A 19844-nucleotide genomic window follows, 5' to 3' on the forward strand; every position below is an offset into this window, starting at 1 on the left:
ACCCCCGTCAGATATCTGACAGGGTGTCAGCTCTTCAGGAGTTCAGGTAGGTCAACACCGCCAGCACCCGGCGGTGATCCCCGTCACTGGGCGACAGGCCCAGCTTCAGGAAGATATTGCTGACGTGCTTCTCCACAGCGCCGTCGCTCACCACCAACTGCCTTGCCACCGCGGAGTTCGTCCGCCCCTCCGCCATCAGGCCGAGCACCTCGCGCTCGCGCGGTGTCAGCCCGGCCAGGACGTCCTGCTTACGGCTCCGGCCCAGCAGTTGCGCCACCACCTCGGGGTCCAGCGCCGTGCCGCCCTGCGCCACCCGGACCACGGCGTCCACGAACTCCCGGACCTCGGCGACCCGGTCCTTCAGCAGATACCCCACACCCCGGCTGGATCCGGCCAGCAGCTCGGTCGCGTACTGCTCCTCGACGTACTGCGAAAGGACCAGCACCCCGATCCCCGGATAGTCCTTGCGCAGCCGCACGGCCGCCCGCACGCCCTCGTCGGTGTGGGTCGGCGGCATCCGCACGTCGGCGACCACCACATCGGGCAGCGCGTCCTGTCCGGCGAGATCGTGCACCGTCTTGATCAGCGCCTCGGCGTCCCCCACCCCGGCGACGACGTCATGCCCGAGATCGGTCAGCAGCCGGGTGAGTCCTTCCCGGAGCAGTACCGAATCCTCGGCGATGACTACCCGCACCCTGTCCTCCACCATGACGCTGTTTCCCCCACTGTTCGCTGGTTCTGCCCGTATGGCTTCCAGCATCCCAGTATCGGCGGTGTCGCGTCCCCGGCCGCCGTACCGGCTCGGGATCGAGCCGGTACGGCGGCCGGGGACGAGGAGTGATGAGAGGTGCCGTGACCTGGGGTTTCCCGTCACGGCGCGATGGGTGTGCGGTCAGCCGCGCCACGGCAACTCGGCCGTGATCCGCGTCGGGCCGCCCGACGGCGAATCCACGACGAGGACGCCGTCCACCGCTTCCAGCCGTTCGGTCAGCCCGGCCAGTCCGCTCCCCGACGACACATCGGCGCCGCCGCGCCCGTTGTCGGTGACCTGGACCAGCAGCCGGTCCGCGGCCCGCCACACATCGACCGACGCCTGGGTCGCGTGGGCGTGCTTGCTCACGTTCTGCAGCAGCTCCGAGACCGTGAAGTACGCGATGCCCTCGATGGCCTGGGCGGGCCGGGACGCCAGGTCCACCTCGACCGTCACGGGGACGGTGCAGCGGGAGGCGATGGCGGAGAGCGCGGCGTCGAGTCCGCGGTCGGTGAGGACGGCGGGGTGGATGCCGCGGGCGAGGTCGCGGAGTTCCTGGAGGGCGACCTTGACCTCGCCGTGGGCCTCGTCGACCATGCGGGCGGCGGCCTCGGGGTCGTCGGTCAGCTTCTCCTTCGCCAGGCCCAGATCCATGGCGAGGGCGACGAGGCGGGCCTGTGCGCCGTCGTGCAGGTCGCGCTCGATGCGGCGCAGGTCGGCGGCGGCCGTGTCGACGACCACCCCGCGGTCCGACTCCAGCTCCGAGACGCGCGTCGCCAGCCGGGACGGGCCGAGCAGCCCGGCCACCATCAGCCGGTCCACGCCCGCCAGGCCATGGATGATCCACGGAGTGACGAGGACGAGGACCAGGCCGCAGACACTGGTCGCGACCAGATCGAAGGAGGAGTCCAGGTAGACCTGATGGGTGCTGTCGCCGTACAGCGGGATCTCGTCGATCCCCACGTACGAGGGGAAGGCCCAGTTCCACAGCGGGTAGGTGAGAGTGACCCACCCGCACGTCCAGAGCGTCAGCGAGACGGTGAAGGCGAAGACCGCCCATGGGAAGTGCAGCAGCGTGTAGAGCAGATGCCGCCAGGAGGCCCCGCTCTTGAGGACCGCGCCCACCCAGGACATCAGACCGCCGGTCTTGCCGCGCGCCGGCGCCGGGGCCGCCACGTCCAGCTTCAGCAGCCCGCGCGCCCGTGCCCGCTCCAGCGCGCCGAACCCCCGGCACATGGCCAGCGTGCCGGCCAGGATCGGGATGCCGAGAAAGGTGATCAGCATGCCGGCGCCCAGGGTCGTCAGAGTGATCGAGAGGCAGAACAGCACCGAGCTGATCGGCAGGCTCAGCAGGAGATAGCCGAACTCGCGCCAGGTCCTGCCCTCGAAAGGAGCACGCAGCGCGGCCGGGAGGAATCGCTTCTCCGGGGGATGACCCCCGAAACCGGCTCCGGACCGCTGGTGGTCCCGAGTGTCCGGTCCATATGCCGTGGCCATGGGTGCTGTCCGTTTCTTCTCGGCGGTCCGCGATGCGGTCGGGGTTTCGGGCTTCGGGTTCCCCGGGGTCCCGGGATCCGGCACTCCGGGGTCCGGAGTTCCGGGGCGGCGGCCGACGCCCCGGTGATTCCGGGCTCCGGCCGCTCCCACAAGGGTGCTGGGCCGCGGGCCGGCGCACCATGAGGGCGGTATCCCTCTTCGATCGGGGGTTTTCCCCACCTGCCGAGGTCGGCCGGGGAGTACCCGCCCCGGAGAGCTTGCCGGATCGGGCGGGATCGTGCCGGGCCGGCCCGGGTCCGGCCGGATCGTGCCGGGCCGGGGCGGTCGGGAACGTGCCGGTTGGTCCGGGGCGGGATTCGGCCGCGCCGCACGGGATCGGCCGGGCCGAATGGGATCGGCCGGGCCGAATGGGATCGTCCGGTCCGCACGGGATCGGCTCGGCCCGAGGCGGGGTCGAGCCGAGTCGGGGTCGGCCCGGGTCGGGCCGGAGCAGGGGCCGGGCCGGTCCTTACGAGCCCTTGGCCGCCCGGACGCGGTTCGGCTCCTTCTCCGCCTCCCGGTCCCGCCAGGGCAGTTCCGCGGTGACCGTAGTGGGCCCGCCGACCGGCGAGTCGAGGACGAACAGCCCGTCGACGGCACCCAGCCGTTCGGCCAGCCCGGCCATGCCCGTACCGCCGTCCATCCGGGCCCCGCCCCGCCCGTCGTCGGTGACCTGGACCAGCAGTCGGTCGGCCGACCGCCACACCTCGACGGACGCCGAACGGGCGGCGCTGTGCTTGCTCACGTTCTGCAGCAGCTCCGAGACCGTGAAGTACGCGATGCCCTCGATGGCCTGGGCGGGCCGGGACGCCAGATCCACCCCCACCGTCACGGGGACGGTGCAGCGGGAGGCGATGGCGGAGAGCGCGGCGTCGAGTCCGCGGTCGGTGAGGACGGCGGGGTGGATGCCGCGGGCGAGGTCGCGGAGTTCCTGGAGGGCGACCTTGACCTCGCCGTGGGCCTCGTCGACCATGCGGGCGGCGGCCTCGGGGTCGTCGGTCAGCTTCTCCTTCGCCAGGCCCAGGCCCATGGCGAGGGCGACGAGGCGGGCCTGTGCGCCGTCGTGCAGGTCGCGCTCGATGCGACGCAGGTCGGCGGCGGCCGTGTCGACGACCACCCCGCGGTCCGACTCCAGCTCGGCGATCCTGCGCTCCAGCTCGTCGGAGGGCGACAGCAGCCCGCGCGCCATCGCCCGGTCGGCATTGGCGAGGAACCGCGCGATAAAGGGGAGCACCGGCCACAGCAGGAACAGGCTCACAAGGATCACGACGAACGTGAGTATGCCCCAGGGCAGCCGGATGAAGGAGTACAGCACCGCCCGCCAGCCCACCGGGTCCATCAGGCTCGACCACAGCCAGGCGAAGAAGCCCTGCTCGCGGCGGGACAGGACCGTCGGGCTGGGCTCGTCGATCCACACCCCGAGCATCGCCCGCGCCCGGCCCCGCTCGGCCCGGCCGATCAGCCGCGCTCCCTGCAGTCCGGCGGCGAGCAGGGGGAGACCGATCACCGTGACCGCGAGCCCCACGCCGATGGCGATCATGAACACTGTGTAAACAAACCCGGCCACGGCCATGGGGAGGTTGGCCAGGAGATGGCCGATCTCCTTCCATGTCCACCGATCGAGGGCGAAGCGGGCGGGCGGTGGCCGGTCGTTGTCGGGCACCGAGGGGCTCATGGTCATGGGTCCCAGCCTGCCCGGCGGCGCCCGCGCGTGCCATGGGGCTCGTGGGTGGCGTGAAGTAGGGATAACCCCACCTGTTGTCCGATGCGGCTGCTTACCCTCTCTTTAACAGGGCCTAGACTCCCGTGCGTACAGATCGTCGAACGGGTTTGAGGGAGCGAGGGGCGGACGTGGCGGACCTGCCGGAATCGACCGTTCTCGCGTCGGACTACTTCCACGGCTATTCAGTGGTCGGACTGCTCGCCGTGATCGGCGTGCTGTTCGTCGCGGTGGCCTTCGGGGCCGGCCGACTGCTGCGCCCCGTGGTTCCCACGCCGGAGAAACTCCTGACGTACGAGTGCGGCGTGGACCCGGTGGGTGAAGGATGGGCACATACCCAGGTCCGTTATTACGTCTATGCCTTCCTGTACGTGATCTTCGCCGTCGACTCGATCTTCCTGTTTCCGTGGGCGACCGTATTCGCCGCACCCGGATACGGGGCGACGACTCTGGTGGAAATGTTCATCTTCCTCGGTTTCCTGGCCGTAGGACTGCTCTACGCATGGAAGAAGGGCGTCCTCGAATGGACGTGACGAGCCCGCCGCCCCCCGAGCACCGCCCCGCAACGCGATCGGGGACGGAGTCGGCGCCCGGGGCGGGGCCCGAACCGCAGCCCGCGACGGCGCCCGAACCGCAGCCCGTTCCGACGTTCCTGCCGGAGCCCAAGCGGCTCGGCGTCCTGTCGCGCCTGGCCCCCGAGCCGATGAAGGTGGTCCTGAACTGGGGCCGCCGCTACAGCCTGTGGGTCTTCAACTTCGGGCTCGCCTGCTGCGCCATCGAATTCATCGCCGCCTCCATGGCCCGGCACGACTTCATCCGGCTCGGTGTGATCCCCTTCGCGCCCGGTCCGCGCCAGGCCGACCTCATGATCGTTTCCGGCACGGTGACGGACAAGATGGCCCCGGCCGTGAAGCGGTTGTACGAGCAGATGCCCGAGCCCAAGTACGTCATCTCCTTCGGCGCCTGCTCCAACTGCGGCGGCCCGTACTGGGACTCGTACTCCGTGACGAAGGGCGTCGACCAGATCATTCCGGTCGATGTCTACGTACCCGGCTGCCCGCCCCGGCCCGAGGCGCTCCTCCAGGGCATCCTCAAGCTCCAGGAGAAGATCGCCCGCGAGTCGCTGGGCGAGCGGTACACGACCGGCGGCGGCCGTCCCTCCACCGCCGCGCTGCGCAGCGGACTGGTGGCCGCCCCGCCGACACCGGGGGAGGACCGCACATGACCGACGTCCCTGCCGTCGACGCCTACGACCGTCTCCCGGATGCCGCCGCCGAGCTCTTCGGTGAAGAGGCGACGGCCGAGTACGCGTACGACCTGCTGACCGTCGACGTACCGGCCGCCTCCTGGATCGCCGCCCTCGAAACGGCCCGCGACGCGCTGGGCTGCACCTACTTCGACTGGCTGAGCGCGGTCGACGAGCCGGGCACGGGCTTCCGCGTCTGCGCCCACGTCGCCGCCCTGGCCGAGGGCAGGGTCCGCCGGCTCCTGATCCGTACGACCGTCGCTCACGACGCGGCGGTCCTTCCCACCGCCATCGACGTCTACGCCGGTGCCGCCTGGCACGAGCGCGAGACACACGAGATGTTCGGCATCGGCTTCGAGGGCCACCCGCATCTGGTGCCGCTGCTGCTGCCCGAGGGCTTCGAGGGCCACCCGCTGCGCAAGGACTTCGTGCTGGCGGCACGCGTCGCGAAGGCCTGGCCGGGCGCGAAGGAGCCGGGTGAGTCCGAGCACGGCGGCCCGAAGCGGCGCACGATGCTGCCGCCCGGCGTCCCCGACCCGAACGAATGGGGCCCCCTGAAGGGCCAGCTCCCGCCCGCCCCGTCCCGCCCGGCCCGTGCCCCGCGCGCGGCGGGTGACCGCCCGGTGCGCCGCACCCGCAGCGTGAGTGAGGGTTCGGCGAGCCGGCAGCCGGAGCCGACAGCGCCGACGGGCGGGGCCACGCCTCCCGCGACTCCGCGCCGAACCCGGAGCGCGTCGCAGGGCTCGGCGAGCCAGCAGCGCGACCCGGCGAAGCCGGCCACGACAGCACCGGCCACGACCGGACCGATCACGACAGCACCGGCCGCATCCGGGACGACACCGACGGGATCGACCTCGGGCAGGACAGCCCAGGCCCAGGACCAGGCGGCCCAGGACCAGGCGGCCCAGGACCAGGCAGGTCCGGGCGCGGCAGGTCCGGACGGGCCGGCCCCGGAGCCGTCGCAGATGAAACCGGCGCCGAGGCCAGGAAGCAGCGACGCCCCCTGGCACCACGCCCGCCCGGCCTACGACGCCACCCCTGAGCCCGAACCGTCCCCCACGGACGGATCTGAGCCCGAACCGTCCCCTGCGGGCGCCCGCGACGAACCGTCCTCCACGGACGGCGCCCGCGACGAACCGTCCTCCACGGACGGATCCGAGCCCGAACCGTCCCCCACGGGCGCCCGCGGCGAGGCGGCCCCCGACCAGCCCACCACCCCGGCCACGGATCCCACGTCCGAGCCGGATCCCGACCGTCCTGCCGGAGGCGATGACGCGTGAACGACGTACTCGACGTCGCCCTCCGGCTCGTCATCGTCTTCGCCGTGTTCATGGTCCTCCCGCTCGTCGTGGGGCAGACCGAGCACAAGGTGATGGCCCATATGCAGGGCCGCCTGGGACCCATGTACGCGGGCGGCTTCCACGGCTGGGCCCAGCTCGTCGCGGACGGCGTGAAGTTCGCGCAGAAGGAAGACATCGTCCCGGCCGAGGCCGACCGCCGCGTCTTCCAGCTCGCACCGGCCGTCGCGCTGCTCCCGTACCTCCTCGTGCTCGTCGCCATCCCGATCGGCCCTGGCGAGAGTGCGGTCGGCCAGGTTGTCGACGCGGGCATCTTCTTCGTGCTCGCCGTGATGGGCGTCGGCGTGCTGGGCTCGCTGATGGCGGGCTGGGCCTCGGCCAACAAGTTCTCCCTCCTCGGGGGCCTCCGTACCGCCGCCCAGCTGCTCGCCTACGAACTGCCGATGCTGCTCGCCGCCGCGTCCGTGGCCATGGCGGCCGGCACCGTATCCCTCCCGGGCATCCTCAACGCCTTCGAGTGGTGGTGGCTGCCCTGGCAGATCGTCGGTGCACTGGTCTTCTTCGTGGCCGGGCTCGCCGAGCTGCAGCGCCCGCCGTTCGACATGCCGGTCGCCGACTCGGAGATCATCTTCGGCGCGTACACCGAGTACACCGGCCTGCGCTTCGCGCTGTTCCTGCTGGCCGAGTACGCGGGCATCGTCGTCCTGAGCGGACTGACCGCCGTCCTCTTCCTCGGCGGCTGGCACGGCCCGTTCGGCGCCGACGGCCTCGGCTGGGTCTGGACGCTCCTCAAGACCGCCGCCCTCGCCTTCGTCGTCATCTGGCTGCGCGTGAGCTACCCCCGGCTCCGCGAGGACCAGCTGCAGAAGCTCGCCTGGACCACGCTCATCCCGCTCGCTCTCGCGCAGATCGCGCTCACCGGCATCGTGAAGGTGGCGATCAACTGATGGCTGAGCCGCTCCCGACCTCCCGGCCCCGCATCCCCGGCTCCGGCCTGGCCAAGGGTCTGGCCGTCACCCTGCGGACGATGACGAGGAAATCGGTCACCGCGCAGTACCCGGACGTCCAGCCCGAGCTCCCGCCCCGCTCCCGCGGAGTCATCGCCCTGTTCGAGGAGAACTGCACGGTCTGCATGCTCTGCGCCCGTGAATGCCCGGACTGGTGCATCTACATCGACTCCCACAAGGAGACGGTGCCCGCCGCCACTCCGGGCGGCCGCGAGCGCAGCCGCAATGTCCTCGACCGTTTCGCGATCGACTTCTCGCTCTGCATGTACTGCGGTATCTGTATCGAGGTGTGTCCCTTCGACGCACTGTTCTGGTCGCCGGAGTTCGAGTACGCGGAGACGGACATCCTCGAACTCACCCATGAGCGCGACAAACTCCGCGAGTGGATGTGGACGGTGCCGGAACCGCCCGCGCTCGACCCGGGCGCCGAGGAACCGAAGGAGATCGCCGCCGCCCGCAAGACGGCGGAGAAGCTCGAAGCCCAGCGGCTCAAGGAAGCCGAACAGGCACAGCAGGCGCAGGAACCCCAGCAGTCCCAGCAGTCCGAGCAGGTCCCGATGGAAGAAGAGGGGGAGGAGTGACACTCGCAGCCGCCGCGGCCCACTCCGCCCACTCCGGCTTCCTCTCACCGACCGGCATCGAGATCGCTTTCGTCCTCGTCGGCATCGCCACCCTCGGCGCGGCCCTCGTCACCGTCACGACCAGACAGCTGGTGCACGCCGCCCTCTGGCTGGTCGTGGCGCTCGGTGGTCTCGCCGTCGAGTACCTCCTGCTCACCGCGGAGTTCATCGCCTGGGTGCAGGTACTGATCTATGTCGGTTCCGTGGTCGTCCTCCTGATCTTCGGACTGATGCTCACCAAGGCACCCATCGGCCGCTCCCCGGATGCCGACTCGGGCAACCGCTGGGCGGCCCTCGGCGTGGCGGTGGCCGCCGCCGGCACGCTCGTCTGGGTCGTCGTCGACGCCTTCCGCACCACCTGGATCGACCTGGACGGACCGGCCCAGGGCTCGACCGAGGCGACCGGATCCTTCCTCTTCCGGCACTGGGTGCTGCCGTTCGAAGCACTCTCCGTGCTGCTGCTCGCCGCCCTCGTCGGCGCGATCGTCCTGTCCCGCAAGCGCGGTAAGGAGCAGAGCTGATGCACCTCGCCTATCCCGCCGTGCTCGCCGCCCTCCTCTTCTGCACCGGGCTGTACGGAGTGCTCGCCCGCCGCAACGCGATCCTGGTCCTGATGTCCGTCGAGCTGATGCTCAACGCCGTCAACCTCAACCTGGTCGCCTTCGACGTCTGGCTCCGTGACACCCTCCACTCCGGCCAGGCCCTCACGCTGTTCACCATCGCCATCGCCGCTGCGGAGACCGGCATCGGCCTGGCGATCGTCCTCGCCGTCTACCGCAACCGCGGCAGCTCCGACGTCGACCGCCTCCGCGACACCGCCGAGACCGACGCCGCCGAATCCCTCCCCGGCGACGAGACCATCGGCACCGAAGACCAGGCCACTGCTGCGGCAGGGAAGGCAAAGAAGGCAGAGGCCACCGCGTGACCACCACGACCCTCGCCGTCCTCGTCCCCCTCCTTCCGTTCCTGGGCGCCGCGGCCGGTCTCCTTCTCGGACGTCGCGCGCCCGGCTACGTACGCCCGCTGGCCGTACTGCCCACGCTCACCGCCTTCGTGCTGACCGCCGTCGTCGCCTCCCGCCAGGGCGGCGGACCGGCCATCGACGCGGCGACCCGGCTCACCCCCACCGGCTCGGTCCCCATCGACCTCGCCCTGCACCTCGACGGCTTCGCCGTCCTCGTCGCCCTCCTGGTGGGGCTCGTCGCGACCTGCGTGCAGATCTACTCGACCGCCTATCTGCGCGACGATCCCCGCTACCCCTCGTACGCGGCCCTCGTCTCCCTCTTCACCTCCGCGATGCTGCTCGTCGTCTACTCCGGCGACCTGATGGTGCTGCTGGTCGGCTGGGAGATCATGGGCATCTGCTCGTACTTCCTCGTCGGCCACTACTGGGAGACGGCCGAAGCCCGCGCCGCCTCCCTCAAGGCCTTCCTGGTCACCAAGCTCGGCGACGTCCCCTTCCTGATCGGTCTGTTCGCGCTCGCCGCCGACACCGGCTCCTTCCGCATCACTCGCATCCTGGGCGCCGTCGCGAACGGCGGCCTGGACCACCCCACGCTCATCGCCCTGCTGCTCCTTGCGGGCGTCGCCGGCAAGTCCGCCCAGTTCCCCCTGCACACCTGGCTGCCCGACGCGATGGCCGGCCCCACCCCCGTCTCCGCGCTGATCCACGCCGCGACGATGGTCGCCGCCGGTATCTACTTCGTGGCCAGGCTCCTGCCCGTCTTCGCCCAGTCCGGCGCGGCCCTCGTCGTCCTCGCCGTGATGGCGGCGATCACGATGATCGGCTCGGGACTCGCCGCCCTCGCCCAGGACGACATCAAGCGCGTCCTCGCGTACTCGACGATCGGGCAGCTCGGCTACATGTCCGGCGCGCTGGCCGTCGGCGACCGCGGCGCCGCCGTCTTCCACCTCCTCTCCCACGGTGCGTTCAAGGCCGTCCTCTTCCTCGCGGCGGGCGTCGTCATCCACGCCGCCGGGACCAACTCGCTGGCCGCCATGTCCCGCATGGGCGGCCTGGCGAAGCGCATCCCGGACGCCTGCTGGACGATGACCGTCGCCCTTCTCGCGCTCGCCGCCATCCCGCCGTTCGCCGGCTTCTTCTCCAAGGAAGCCGTCCTCGTCGCCGCCGAGCACACCGCACTCGGGGAGCGGCACGTCGCCCCGGCCGCCGCCGGCTGGACCGTCCTCGTCGCCGGACTGCTCGCCGCCGTCCTCACCGCCGCCTACGCCACCCGCCTCTGGCTCCTCGCCTTCCGGGGCCGCGGCGCCGAAGCCCCCGACCACGGCAGGCAGCCCGTCGCGATGACCGCCGTCCTCTGGGTCCTCGCCGTCCCCACCATCGCCTTCGGGCTGACCGTCGGAGCGATCACCGACTGGTTCGACGGGCACAGCCTCAGCCCGTCCCTGACCACCGCCGTCCTCTCCACGGGCGTCGGGCTCGTCGGCGGCCTCGTCACGTACGGCGCCTGGCGCCACACCTCGGCGCTCGCCGCCCGCACGCCGGCGGGCATGGTCGTCGCTCACCCCGACGCCGAACCCGCCCTCGTCGAAGCCCAGGCGATGACGGCTCACACAGCCGCCTACGGCGCGGACGGGGAGGTCCCCGACCCGGCCGACCCCGGCCGACTGCTGCTCGGCCCGCTGCACCGCCACGCCGCCGCCGGCTTCCACCTCGACGCCCTGTACACGACGCTGTTCGTCCGCCCCGTCCGGGCCGCGGCGAGTCTCGTCGGCTTCCTGGACCGCGAGGTCATCGACACCTACGTACGCGGCTCCGGCACCGGCGCACGCTGGCTCGGCACCGCCGTCCGCCGCGCCCAGACCGGCAATGTGCAGACCTACCTCAGCGCACTCCTCGCCGGTTCCCTGGTCCTGGCGGTCGCCGCCGTCGCCTTCGCCACCATCAACGCCGGGTCGTGAGCCGTGATCGATATCAGCGCATCCGTGATGCAGTTCCTTCTCGCGTTCATCGTGGTCGTCCCCCTCATCGGTGCCGTGGCGGCGCTCCTGCCGGCCCCGCCCGGACTGAAGGGATCCAGCCCCGACCAGGCCGTGCTCCGGCACGGCGTGACCGTCACCGGCGCGATCCTCCTCGCCGCGATCGTGCTGGCCGCCGGCTTCGACCACGACCATCCGTCGAAGATGCAGGCCACCACCGACATCAGCTGGATCCCGGCGCTCGACGTCCGCATCCATCTCGGCATCGACGGCATCTCGCTCCCCCTTCTCGTACTGACCGCGCTGCTGACCTTCCTCTGCGCGCTCTACAGCTACTTCAAGATGCCCGCGGGCCCCTCCCCGAAGGCCTTCGTCGCACTCGTCCTCGTCCTGGAGTCCGGCACCCTCGCGACCTTCGCCGTCCTCGATCTGCTGCTGTTCTTCCTGGCGTTCGAGATGGTGCTCATCCCGATGTACTTCCTGATCGCCCGCTGGGGCGGTGCCGCGAGGCAGGCCGCCGCCTGGAAGTTCATCCTCTACACACTGCTCGGCTCGGTGATCATGCTGCTGGGCCTGCTCCTCATCGGACTGAAGAGCGGCACCTTCGACATGGTGGCACTCGCCACTGACAACGGCCGGGGGCTCACCTCGTCCGTGCAGGTCATCGCCGTTCTGGCGATCGGCGTCGGGCTCGCCGTGAAGACCCCGATGTGGCCGCTGCACAGCTGGCTCCCGGACGCCCACACCGCCGCTCCGACCGTCGGCTCGGTCCTGCTGGCGGGCGTCCTGCTGAAGATGGGTACGTACGGATTCGTCCGCATCCTGCTTCCCATCGCCCCGGACGGGATGCACACCTTCGCGCCCTATCTCGCCGCCTTCGCGGTCGTCGGCATCGTCTACGGATCGCTCGCCTGCCTCGCACTGGTCCGGCCGGGCTCCAAGGGCGATCTCAAGCGCCTGATCGCTTACTCCTCCGTCGGACACATGGGCTTCGTACTCCTCGGCATCGCGAGCATGACCCCCACCGGAGTCAACGGCGCGCTCTTCGCCAACATCGCCCACGGCCTCATCACCGGCCTGCTGTTCTTCCTGGTGGGCGCGGTCAAGGACCGGTACGGAACCGCCGACCTCGACACCCTCTCCGGTGCCACCGGGGCCGCGCTCTACGGCCGCGCGCCCCGCCTCGGCGGCCTCCTCGCCTTCGCCGCCGTCGCCTCCCTGGGCCTGCCCGGACTCGCCGGATTCTGGGGCGAGATGCTCGCCCTGTTCGGCTCGTTCGACCCGGCCGAGGGGCTCAGCCGCCCCGCCTTCCTCACCTTCATGTCGATCGCCGCGTTCGGCACCCTGCTCACCGCCGCGTACATGCTCTTGGTCGTGCGCCGGGTCTGCATGGGCGAGAAGCGCGAGGAAACGCACCGGATCGCCGACATCCAGAGCTACGAATTCGCCGCCTGGACCCCGCTCGTCGCCCTCACCGTCCTCGCCGGCCTGTGGCCCGCGGTCCTCCTCGGCCTCACCGACCCCGCCGTGCAGAAGCTCCTCGCAGGAGGCAAGTCGTGACCACAGCCGTCGTCCCCCCGGGCGTCGTCACCGCAGCGGCCGAGAACACCACCAGCCTCGTCCAGTCCGTCGACTGGCTCGCCATCGCGCCCCCGGTCGTCGTCGCGGCCGTCGCCCTGATCGTCCTGGTCGCCGACCTCTTCCTCCCCGAGGAGCGCAAGCCGCTCCTCGGCTGGGTCACCATGGCCGGACTCGTCGCCGCACTCGCCTTCCTCGTCCCGCTGCGCGACGGAGACCGCTCCACCTTCTGCCTGACCGCCGCGACCACCGGCACCGGTGGCACCGGGGCCTGCAGCTACACCGCCGACCACTTCGCCCTCGTCATCCAGGCCCTGGTGCTCGGCGGCGCCCTGCTGACCGCCCTGCTCTCCCTCGGCGACACACGCAGGCTGCCCGCGGGCGAGTTCTGGTTCCTCCTGCTGTCCTCGGCGTCGGGCGCGGCGCTCCTGCCCGCCGCCCGCGACCTCGCCACCCTCGTCGTGGCCCTCGAAGTCGCCTCGCTGCCCGCCTTCGCGCTGGTCGGCATCAAGCGCGGCGACCGGCGGTCCTCCGAAGCCGCACTGAAGTTCTTCCTCTCCTCCGTCGTCGCGACCGCCGTCATGCTGCTCGGCGTCAGCTTCGTGTACGCGACCACCGGCACCCTGCACCTCACGGAGATCGCCACCCGGCTCGACGACGTGCCGGGGCAGCTCGACACGCTCGCCCAGGCGGGCGTCGTGCTCACCCTGGTCGGCTTCGCCTTCAAGACGGCCGCCGCCCCCTTCCACTTCTGGGTGCCCGATACCTACGTCGGCGCCCCCCTGCCGGTCGCCGCCTACCTCTCGGTCGTCGGGAAGGCGGTCGGCTTCTCCGGCCTCATCCTCGTCACCGTGATCGCGTTCCCGGCGTACGCCGACGTCTGGGGACCGGCCCTCGCCGTCCTCGCCGCGCTCACCATGACGATCGGCAACGCGGCCGCCCTGCGTCAGAACGCCACTCGCGTCCGCAGCGCCGTACGCCTGCTCGCCTGGTCGTCCGTCGCCCAGGCCGGCTACCTCCTGGTGCCGATCGCCGCGGCCGCGTACTCCAGTGACGAACACATCGGCTCCACCGTCGCGTACGCCCTCATGTACGCCGTCGTGAACCTCGGCGCCTTCGCGGTCGCCGCCCTCGTCGCCCGTACGAGCCCGGGGAACCGGCTCTCCGACTACCGCGGCCTGTACGCCACCCGCCCCCTCGCCGCCCTCGCGATGGCCTTCTTCCTGCTCTGCCTGGCCGGCCTGCCGCCCGGCATCGTCGGCCTCTTCGCCAAGGTCACGGTCTTCTCCGCGGCCGTCGACGCGGGACTCGGCTGGCTCGCCGTCGTCATGGCCGTCAACGTCGTGATCGCGCTCTACTACTACCTGCAGTGGACCGCCGCGCTCTTCCGTTCCCCGGACGAGGCCCCGGAGGAGGGGGCCGTATCCGTGGCGGAAGGCGGACCGGCGGGCGCCACCGTCCGTGCCGGACACCACGTCCCGGCCCACCTCACCGCCGCGATCGCCCTCACCGCCGTCGTCGGTGTGCTGCTCTCCGGCGCCCCGCAGACGGTCCTCAGGTTCGCCGCCGTCAATCTCTTCTGACTTCCTCAAGATCGGTTTGCCCGGGGCTGCCCCTACAGGGCAAGGTCATGCCCGCACATCCCCACCCGCACCCATTTCCAGAGGAGCAAGAGCAGTGCTGAACGGGTTCAAGGACTTCATCCTGCGCGGAAACGTCATCTCCATGGCCATCGGGCTGGCCGTCGGAGCCGCGTTCACCGCAGTCGTCACCGGATTCAGCACCGCGTTCATCACCCCGCTGATCGGGCTCGCCACCGGTTCCGTCGGCGACTTCAGCTCGGCGGAGTTCTCGGTCGAGGGCGCCATCTTCCCGTACGGGAAGTTCCTGGCCGCCGCCATCGCCTTCCTGATCACCGCGGCGGTGCTCTACTTCGGCGTCGTCGTTCCCATGACGAAGGTCCAGAACCGCTTCTCCAAGGCGGACGAGAAGGTCGACATCAAGGCCGCCCTGCGCGACTGCCCCCGCTGCTACACCGAGATCCCGGCCATCGCCTCGCGCTGCGCCCACTGCACCAGTGAGATCAAGCCGGACTCCGAGGCCCTCGCACTCGCCGGCCTCCCCGCCCAGCGCTGAGCGACCGGGCACGGACCGACACGCGCACGGCCCCTCCACCCGTACGGCCCAGAGCCCGATCCGGCCACAAGCGCCGGACAGGCCCTGTCCCACGGCAGCACGCACAAGGGAACTAGCTCTCCTCGCCTGGCGTTGACCTGTACGGGAGGCTCCACTGGGGGAGTGGAGACCACCAAGCAAAGGGTTCCCCTGCCGCACCACTTGGAGGGCGTACCGTGCACCGCCGGCACAACGGGCTGAAAACCGCCGTACTCCTCGGGGGACTGTCCGCACTCATCATCGTCATCGGAAGCTTCTTCGGACGTACGGGCCTGATCGTCGCGCTCCTCGTAGCCGTCGGCACCAACGCCTACGCGTACTGGAACAGCGACAAGCTGGCGCTCAGGGCCATGCGGGCCCGCCCCGTCAGCGAATTCGAGGCGCCACAGCTCTACCGCATGGTCCGCGAGCTCTCGACGGCGGCCCGCCAGCCCATGCCCCGCCTCTACATCTCCCCGACGCAGGCCCCCAACGCCTTCGCCACCGGCCGCAACCCGCGCAACGCGGCGGTGTGCTGCACCGAGGGCATCCTGCAGATCCTGGACGAGCGGGAGCTGCGCGGAGTCATCGGGCACGAGCTGAGTCATGTCTACAACCGCGACATCCTGATCTCGTCCGTCGCCGGAGCGCTCGCCTCCGTCGTCATGTTCCTGGTCAACTTCGCCTGGCTGATCCCGGTGGGCCGGTCCAACGACGACGAGGGTCCCGGCATCCTGGGCATGCTGCTGATCATGATCCTCGGACCACTGGCCGCGTCCGTCATCCAGTTGGCCGTGAGCCGCTCCCGCGAATACGAGGCGGACGCCTCCGGAGCCCAGCTGACCGGTGACCCACTGGCTCTCGCCAGCGCCCTGCGGAAGCTCGACGCCGGCACGAAACAGCTCCCGCTGCCCCCGGAGCCGAGGATCGAGACCGCGAGCCACATGATGATCGCGAACCCCTTCCGCCCAGGCCAGGGAATGTCCAAGATGTTCTCGACACACCCGCCGATGGCGGAGCGCATCGCCCGACTGGAACGGATGGCAGGTCATCGCCCGTGAAGACAATCCTGAACGTCATATGGCTGGTCCTGTGCGGCTTCTGGATGTTCCTCGGCTACATGGCCGCGGGCCTGCTGCTGTGCATCACGATCATCGGCATCCCGTTCGGCCTCGCGGCCTTCCGCATCGGCATCTACGCCCTGTGGCCCTTCGGCTACACCGTCGTCGACCGCCGGGACGCGGGCGCCCCCTCCTGCGTGGGCAACGTCCTGTGGCTGATCCTCGCGGGCTGGTGGCTCGTCCTCGGCCACATCACCACCGGCATCGCACTGTGCCTCACGATCATCGGCATCCCGCTCGGCATCGCCAACTTCAAGATGATTCCCGTCTCCCTGATGCCCTTCGGCAAGGAGATCGTCCGGACGGACCAGCAGTTCGCCGGCTGGTAGGACGCCGGTGTCCGTCGAGGGGAGAGGCGCCGGCGGGACAAGGGCCGGGACCGACCCCGGCGCCGGTACGGACACCGCGAGCACACCGCCCGGAGCCGCACGCGCCGACGGCCCCGGCCGATTGTCAGTGCCGTCGTCCACCATGAACCCATGACCGACACCGAGCAGTTGCTGGCGGCCGTGGAGAAGACCGCGCGCACCACCCCGCGCTGGGAGAAGAACCCCCTTCAGGCGCCCCTGTCCACCGAGGCCGTCGCGCGTGCCGAAGCCGCCCTGGGGTTCACGCTGCCGCCCCTGCTCACCGCGCTGTACACCCGGATCGCCAACGGGGGCTTCGGGCCGGAGTACGGTCTGGTGCCGCTGATCGGCGACCGGGCCCCGGACGGGGAGGAGTCCGCCGTCGCGCAGTACCTCGCCCACCGCCGAGCCGCAGCCGAGGAGGACGGCTGGCCGTGGCCGGAGGGCGTCCTGCCGATATGCAGCCTGGGATGCGGGATGTATTCCTGCGTGGACTGCCGCAGCGAACGCACCACGGTGCTGCTCTTCGAGCCGAACGCCGACGAGCCGGAGCACGCCTGGTACGTGGATCAGCCCGATCTCGCCCAGTGGCTGCGCGGCTGGCTGGACGGCAGCGCGTGGTACTGCGAGGAGTCCGAGGACGAAGGGGCGGAGATGGCGCGCTGGCCGGATTTCAGCGCCCGCGTATGACCCGCGGGCGAGCGGGGTACGGTCCGACCGCCACCCACGACCGCCCGACCGCAACCGTCCGACCGGCAGGAACGTCTTGGATTCCAAGACCGAGTGACGGGTAGGTACGCACGCATGAGCATTATTGGTTGGATCATTCTCGGACTGCTTGCCGGCGCCATCGCCAAGGTCCTGCTCCCGGGCCGCGACCCGGGCGGCGTGGTCGGCACCACCCTCATCGGGATCATCGGTGCCTTCCTCGGCGGCTGGATATCCTCGCGCTTCCTCGACCGCCCCATCTCCAACGACTTCTACGACACGGCCACCTGGGTCGCGGCCATCGGCGGTTCGTTGGTCCTGCTGATCGTCTACCGGCTGCTCTTCGGGAACTCCCGCGAGCGCCGCTGACCTCCGTCAGCGCCCGGGAGCACCCAGCCCGGTCTCGCGCAGGGTCACGTTGAGCCGGCCGCGACTCAACCCCGTCGCCGGATCGGCCGTCCCGGGGCAGACCTTCGGCACACCATGGAACGCGAAGCGTGAAGGTCCGCCGAAGACGAACAGGTCGCCGGAGGCCAACTCCACGTCCGTGTAAGGCCTTCCGCGGTTCTCCGTGTTCCCGAAGCGGAAGACGCACGTGTCGCCGACGCTGAGCGACACCACCGGAGCGCCGGACCGTTCCTCCTTGTCCTGATGCATGCCCATCCGTGCCGCGCCGTCATAGAGATTGATGAGGGCGGTGTCCGGCGCGTACGTCCTGACCGGGCCCTCGTCCCCGTACGCCGCGCTCAGGGCCTCCCGCCCCAACTCCGCGAGCCACTCGGGCAATGCGGCGACCCGCGCCCCGTTCACATCGTCAGCCGTACGTGAGTACCGGTACGGCTGCCAGTGCCACCCCAGGCAGACCGTCTGTACGGACATCACCCCGCCACCCGGCAGCACGGTGTGCCGCAGCGGTACGGGCCCCCGCGCCCATTCCCGGCAGGCCGCCACCAACTCCCGCTGGCGCTCCGGCGACAGCCACTCGGGCACATGCACCGCCCCCGGCGCGACGACGGCCCGCGGCCTCGGAAAGAGCCCGGACATGTCAGCGCACCGCCAGGGCGCCTTCCAGCCCCAGAAGCTGTTCCTTGCGCTCCACACCACCCGCGTAACCCCGCAGGGTCCCGTCCGCGCCGATCACCCGGTGGCACGGCCGCACGACCAGCAGCGGATTGCGCCCGATCGCCGTCCCCACGGCACGTACGCCCGCCCCCGGCGTACCGATCCGTTCGGCGATCTGTCCGTACGACACGGTCTCCCCGTACGGGACGGTGTCCAGGGCAGCCCAGACACGTCGCTGGAAATCGGTGCCGACGTCGTCGGCGCGGACGATGTCGAAACGGGTCAGCCGCCCCTCGAAGTACTCCCGGAGCTGTGCGGCGATCCCCGCGAAGGCCTCCGGCGCGTGAACCCACCCGTCCTGGACGACAGCGGCTCCCTTCTGGCCGGGCAGCGAGAGCGAGGCGAGGGCGACCCCTCCGGCCGCGCCGGGGGCTTCCTCGCCGACCAGCAGCAGTTCACCCAGCGGGCTGTCGACCGTTGCGTACATGGTCATGACTCATCCCTCTCCTTGCCCGTCATGGCCGGAAATCGACAGGATCGTCGTCCGGTACGGACAAGTCTGCGTCCCCCGCTCCGATGCGACCGGCGGTATTCGGACATCGCGTCCCGGGTGCGGAGCGGTGCATCCCGCTCCGCACCACCCCGCGCCCGGAAGGCGCACGAGCCGCCGAAGACCTACCGGTAGTTCACGAACTGCACGGCGAAGTCGAAGTCCTGGCCCTTCAGCAGCGCCTGCACGGCCTGCAGGTCGTCCCGGCTCTTCGAGCTGACCCGGAGCTCGTCGCCCTGGACCTGCGCCTTGACACCCTTCGGGCCCTCATCGCGGATGATCTTCGCCACCTTCTTGGCGTTCTCCTGGGAGATGCCCTCCTCGATCGTGGCGAAGATCTTGTACTCCTTGCCGGACAGCTGCGGCTCGCCCGCGTCCAGCGACTTCAGTGAGATGCCGCGCTTGATCAGCTTGGACTGGAAGATGTCGAGGATCGCCTTGACCCGCTCCTCACCGTTGGCCTCCATGAGGATCTTCTCGCCGGACCAGGAGATCGAGGCACCGGTGCCCTTGAAGTCGTAACGCTGCGAGATCTCCTTGGCGGCCTGGTTGAGGGCGTTGTCGACCTCCTGCCGCTCGACCTTCGAGACGATGTCGAAACTGGAGTCGGCCATGACGTGTGGCTCCTTGTATCGGGGGTGCTGGGAACGGGGTGCATTCGGGCGGCGGCGGGCCTGTCGGCCCCGCGTCGCCGATCAAAGCCTAAGGGCTGTCCCGTGATACCCGACGGGCGCGCGACGACAGCCTCGACAGCTCGCGGCGCCGCCGTATCGTCCGAATGCGCCCGGTATGAAGCCGCTCCTCCGCCCTGCGACCCACCGCGGCCGACGCCGCGCGCCGGTCCACCAGGGAATACCGGACAGTCCACGATCACCCGCGCCCGATCGGGCCCCTGATCAATCCAGTGGCGGAGCACCCCTGGGCATCGGGTATCGTTTACGTCGTTGCCAAGGAGCACCGCTGAAAAGCGGTTCTCGCGGCAGCAATCCCTGGCGGTGTGCCCGAGTGGCCAAAGGGAGCAGACTGTAAATCTGCCGGCTCAGCCTACCCAGGTTCGAACCCTGGCGCCGCCACATGGTAAGGCCCCTGTCCTAGGACAGGGGCCTTCTTTGTTGTGCGCCCAGCATGGGCGATTGCTTGGGGGTGGAAGTCCCCTGGGGGAAGAGGTGGTGCTAACCCCGAGCCGGAGGCAAGGGCGTCATCGTG

The 19844-nt window shown here is 70.5% G+C and carries 21 protein-coding genes and 1 tRNA gene; 16 read left to right on the forward strand and 6 right to left on the reverse strand.

Annotated elements, in window-relative coordinates:
• Nucleotides 1–34: 34 nt before the first annotated feature.
• The 3 genes from ACZ68L_RS16425 to ACZ68L_RS16435 form a co-directional block, all read right to left on the reverse strand.
• Complete coding sequence (locus ACZ68L_RS16425) at nucleotides 35–709, reverse strand: response regulator transcription factor (RefSeq protein ID WP_305137553.1); 675 nt, start codon at nucleotides 707–709, stop codon at nucleotides 35–37.
• Nucleotides 710–892: 183 nt separating this feature from the next.
• Nucleotides 893–2248 carry a sensor histidine kinase gene (locus ACZ68L_RS16430; protein WP_469577482.1) on the reverse strand — a complete coding sequence of 452 codons (1356 nt, stop codon included), beginning with the start codon at nucleotides 2246–2248 and terminating at the stop codon, nucleotides 893–895.
• Nucleotides 2249–2756: 508 nt separating this feature from the next.
• Nucleotides 2757–3968 (reverse strand): sensor histidine kinase, encoded by a 1212-nt coding sequence (locus ACZ68L_RS16435; RefSeq protein WP_469577483.1) that lies wholly within the window; start codon nucleotides 3966–3968, stop codon nucleotides 2757–2759.
• A 170-nt stretch (nucleotides 3969–4138) separates the two neighbouring features.
• On the opposite strand from ACZ68L_RS16435, the gene ACZ68L_RS16440 reads away from it, so the two are divergent.
• The 15 genes from ACZ68L_RS16440 to ACZ68L_RS16510 all read left to right on the forward strand — a co-directional run bounded on the left by ACZ68L_RS16440 (nucleotide 4139) and on the right by ACZ68L_RS16510 (nucleotide 17395).
• Nucleotides 4139–4540, forward strand: a complete 402-nt coding sequence (locus ACZ68L_RS16440) for an NADH-quinone oxidoreductase subunit A (RefSeq protein WP_189544080.1) — start codon at nucleotides 4139–4141, stop codon at nucleotides 4538–4540.
• Nucleotides 4531–5232 (forward strand): NADH-quinone oxidoreductase subunit B, encoded by a 702-nt coding sequence (locus ACZ68L_RS16445; protein WP_469577484.1) that lies wholly within the window; start codon nucleotides 4531–4533, stop codon nucleotides 5230–5232. The genes ACZ68L_RS16440 and ACZ68L_RS16445 overlap by 10 nt, the downstream gene beginning before the upstream one ends.
• Entirely contained in the window at nucleotides 5229–6533 is a 1305-nt protein-coding gene (locus tag ACZ68L_RS16450; RefSeq protein WP_469577485.1) for an NADH-quinone oxidoreductase subunit C, read from the forward strand. The genes ACZ68L_RS16445 and ACZ68L_RS16450 overlap by 4 nt, the downstream gene beginning before the upstream one ends.
• Nucleotides 6530–7498 (forward strand): complex I subunit 1/NuoH family protein, encoded by a 969-nt coding sequence (locus ACZ68L_RS16455; protein ID WP_469577486.1) that lies wholly within the window; start codon nucleotides 6530–6532, stop codon nucleotides 7496–7498. The genes ACZ68L_RS16450 and ACZ68L_RS16455 overlap by 4 nt, the downstream gene beginning before the upstream one ends.
• Nucleotides 7498–8139: a NuoI/complex I 23 kDa subunit family protein gene (locus ACZ68L_RS16460; protein ID WP_469577487.1), complete on the forward strand. Its 642-nt coding sequence runs from the start codon at nucleotides 7498–7500 to the stop codon at nucleotides 8137–8139. The genes ACZ68L_RS16455 and ACZ68L_RS16460 overlap by 1 nt, the downstream gene beginning before the upstream one ends.
• Entirely contained in the window at nucleotides 8136–8699 is a 564-nt protein-coding gene (locus ACZ68L_RS16465; protein ID WP_469577488.1) for an NADH-quinone oxidoreductase subunit J family protein, read from the forward strand. Before ACZ68L_RS16460 ends, ACZ68L_RS16465 begins: the two co-directional genes overlap by 4 nt.
• Nucleotides 8699–9103: an NADH-quinone oxidoreductase subunit NuoK gene (gene nuoK / locus ACZ68L_RS16470; RefSeq protein ID WP_361441325.1), complete on the forward strand. Its 405-nt coding sequence runs from the start codon at nucleotides 8699–8701 to the stop codon at nucleotides 9101–9103. Before ACZ68L_RS16465 ends, nuoK begins: the two co-directional genes overlap by 1 nt.
• A complete protein-coding gene (locus tag ACZ68L_RS16475; RefSeq protein ID WP_469577489.1) occupies nucleotides 9100–11100 on the forward strand; it encodes an NADH-quinone oxidoreductase subunit 5 family protein in 2001 nt (666 codons plus the stop codon). Before nuoK ends, ACZ68L_RS16475 begins: the two co-directional genes overlap by 4 nt.
• A gap of 27 nt (nucleotides 11101–11127) precedes the next feature.
• Nucleotides 11128–12678, forward strand: a complete 1551-nt coding sequence (locus ACZ68L_RS16480) for a complex I subunit 4 family protein (protein WP_469577518.1) — start codon at nucleotides 11128–11130, stop codon at nucleotides 12676–12678.
• Nucleotides 12675–14279, forward strand: a complete 1605-nt coding sequence (locus tag ACZ68L_RS16485; protein WP_469577490.1) for an NADH-quinone oxidoreductase subunit N — start codon at nucleotides 12675–12677, stop codon at nucleotides 14277–14279. Before ACZ68L_RS16480 ends, ACZ68L_RS16485 begins: the two co-directional genes overlap by 4 nt.
• 94 nt (nucleotides 14280–14373) lie before the next feature.
• Entirely contained in the window at nucleotides 14374–14832 is a 459-nt protein-coding gene (locus tag ACZ68L_RS16490; protein ID WP_469577491.1) for a large conductance mechanosensitive channel protein MscL, read from the forward strand.
• Between the two features lie 215 nt (nucleotides 14833–15047).
• Nucleotides 15048–15911, forward strand: a complete 864-nt coding sequence (htpX, locus tag ACZ68L_RS16495) for a zinc metalloprotease HtpX (RefSeq protein WP_469577492.1) — start codon at nucleotides 15048–15050, stop codon at nucleotides 15909–15911.
• Nucleotides 15908–16300, forward strand: a complete 393-nt coding sequence (locus tag ACZ68L_RS16500) for a YccF domain-containing protein (RefSeq protein WP_469577493.1) — start codon at nucleotides 15908–15910, stop codon at nucleotides 16298–16300. Before htpX ends, ACZ68L_RS16500 begins: the two co-directional genes overlap by 4 nt.
• A 150-nt stretch (nucleotides 16301–16450) precedes the next feature.
• Complete coding sequence (locus tag ACZ68L_RS16505) at nucleotides 16451–17008, forward strand: SMI1/KNR4 family protein (protein WP_469577494.1); 558 nt, start codon at nucleotides 16451–16453, stop codon at nucleotides 17006–17008.
• Nucleotides 17009–17122: 114 nt separating this feature from the next.
• The gene (locus ACZ68L_RS16510; protein WP_469577496.1) at nucleotides 17123–17395 is read left to right on the forward strand and encodes a GlsB/YeaQ/YmgE family stress response membrane protein; all 273 of its coding nucleotides are present in this window, start codon (nucleotides 17123–17125) and stop codon (nucleotides 17393–17395) included.
• A 6-nt stretch (nucleotides 17396–17401) separates the two neighbouring features.
• Here ACZ68L_RS16510 and ACZ68L_RS16515 read toward each other — a convergent pair whose 3' ends face one another.
• The 3 genes from ACZ68L_RS16515 to ACZ68L_RS16525 all read right to left on the reverse strand — a co-directional run bounded on the left by ACZ68L_RS16515 (nucleotide 17402) and on the right by ACZ68L_RS16525 (nucleotide 19252).
• Nucleotides 17402–18070: an alpha-ketoglutarate-dependent dioxygenase AlkB family protein gene (locus ACZ68L_RS16515; RefSeq protein WP_469577497.1), complete on the reverse strand. Its 669-nt coding sequence runs from the start codon at nucleotides 18068–18070 to the stop codon at nucleotides 17402–17404.
• A 1-nt stretch (nucleotide 18071) separates the two neighbouring features.
• Nucleotides 18072–18581 carry a methylated-DNA--[protein]-cysteine S-methyltransferase gene (locus ACZ68L_RS16520; protein WP_469577498.1) on the reverse strand — a complete coding sequence of 170 codons (510 nt, stop codon included), beginning with the start codon at nucleotides 18579–18581 and terminating at the stop codon, nucleotides 18072–18074.
• A 182-nt stretch (nucleotides 18582–18763) separates the two neighbouring features.
• Complete coding sequence (locus ACZ68L_RS16525) at nucleotides 18764–19252, reverse strand: YajQ family cyclic di-GMP-binding protein (protein WP_030926258.1); 489 nt, start codon at nucleotides 19250–19252, stop codon at nucleotides 18764–18766.
• 377 nt (nucleotides 19253–19629) lie between these two features.
• Here ACZ68L_RS16525 and ACZ68L_RS16530 point away from each other — a divergent pair.
• Nucleotides 19630–19711, forward strand: a tRNA-Tyr gene (locus ACZ68L_RS16530).
• Nucleotides 19712–19844: the final 133 nt, after the last annotated feature.

The organism is Streptomyces sp. NPDC104309, from assembly GCF_055584025.1.

Coding starts and splice junctions, on each gene's coding strand:
- ACZ68L_RS16425 (WP_305137553.1), bottom strand. CDS start 709: ATGGTGGAGGACAGGGTGCGGGTAGTCATCGCCGAGGATTCGGTACTG.
- ACZ68L_RS16430 (WP_469577482.1), bottom strand. CDS start 2,248: ATGGCCACGGCATATGGACCGGACACTCGGGACCACCAGCGGTCCGGA.
- ACZ68L_RS16435 (WP_469577483.1), bottom strand. CDS start 3,968: ATGACCATGAGCCCCTCGGTGCCCGACAACGACCGGCCACCGCCCGCC.
- ACZ68L_RS16445 (WP_469577484.1), top strand. CDS start 4,531: ATGGACGTGACGAGCCCGCCGCCCCCCGAGCACCGCCCCGCAACGCGA.
- ACZ68L_RS16450 (WP_469577485.1), top strand. CDS start 5,229: ATGACCGACGTCCCTGCCGTCGACGCCTACGACCGTCTCCCGGATGCC.
- ACZ68L_RS16460 (WP_469577487.1), top strand. CDS start 7,498: ATGGCTGAGCCGCTCCCGACCTCCCGGCCCCGCATCCCCGGCTCCGGC.
- nuoK (WP_361441325.1), top strand. CDS start 8,699: ATGCACCTCGCCTATCCCGCCGTGCTCGCCGCCCTCCTCTTCTGCACC.
- ACZ68L_RS16480 (WP_469577518.1), top strand. CDS start 11,128: ATGCAGTTCCTTCTCGCGTTCATCGTGGTCGTCCCCCTCATCGGTGCC.
- ACZ68L_RS16505 (WP_469577494.1), top strand. CDS start 16,451: ATGACCGACACCGAGCAGTTGCTGGCGGCCGTGGAGAAGACCGCGCGC.
- ACZ68L_RS16510 (WP_469577496.1), top strand. CDS start 17,123: ATGAGCATTATTGGTTGGATCATTCTCGGACTGCTTGCCGGCGCCATC.
- ACZ68L_RS16515 (WP_469577497.1), bottom strand. CDS start 18,070: ATGTCCGGGCTCTTTCCGAGGCCGCGGGCCGTCGTCGCGCCGGGGGCG.
- ACZ68L_RS16520 (WP_469577498.1), bottom strand. CDS start 18,581: ATGACCATGTACGCAACGGTCGACAGCCCGCTGGGTGAACTGCTGCTG.
- ACZ68L_RS16525 (WP_030926258.1), bottom strand. CDS start 19,252: ATGGCCGACTCCAGTTTCGACATCGTCTCGAAGGTCGAGCGGCAGGAG.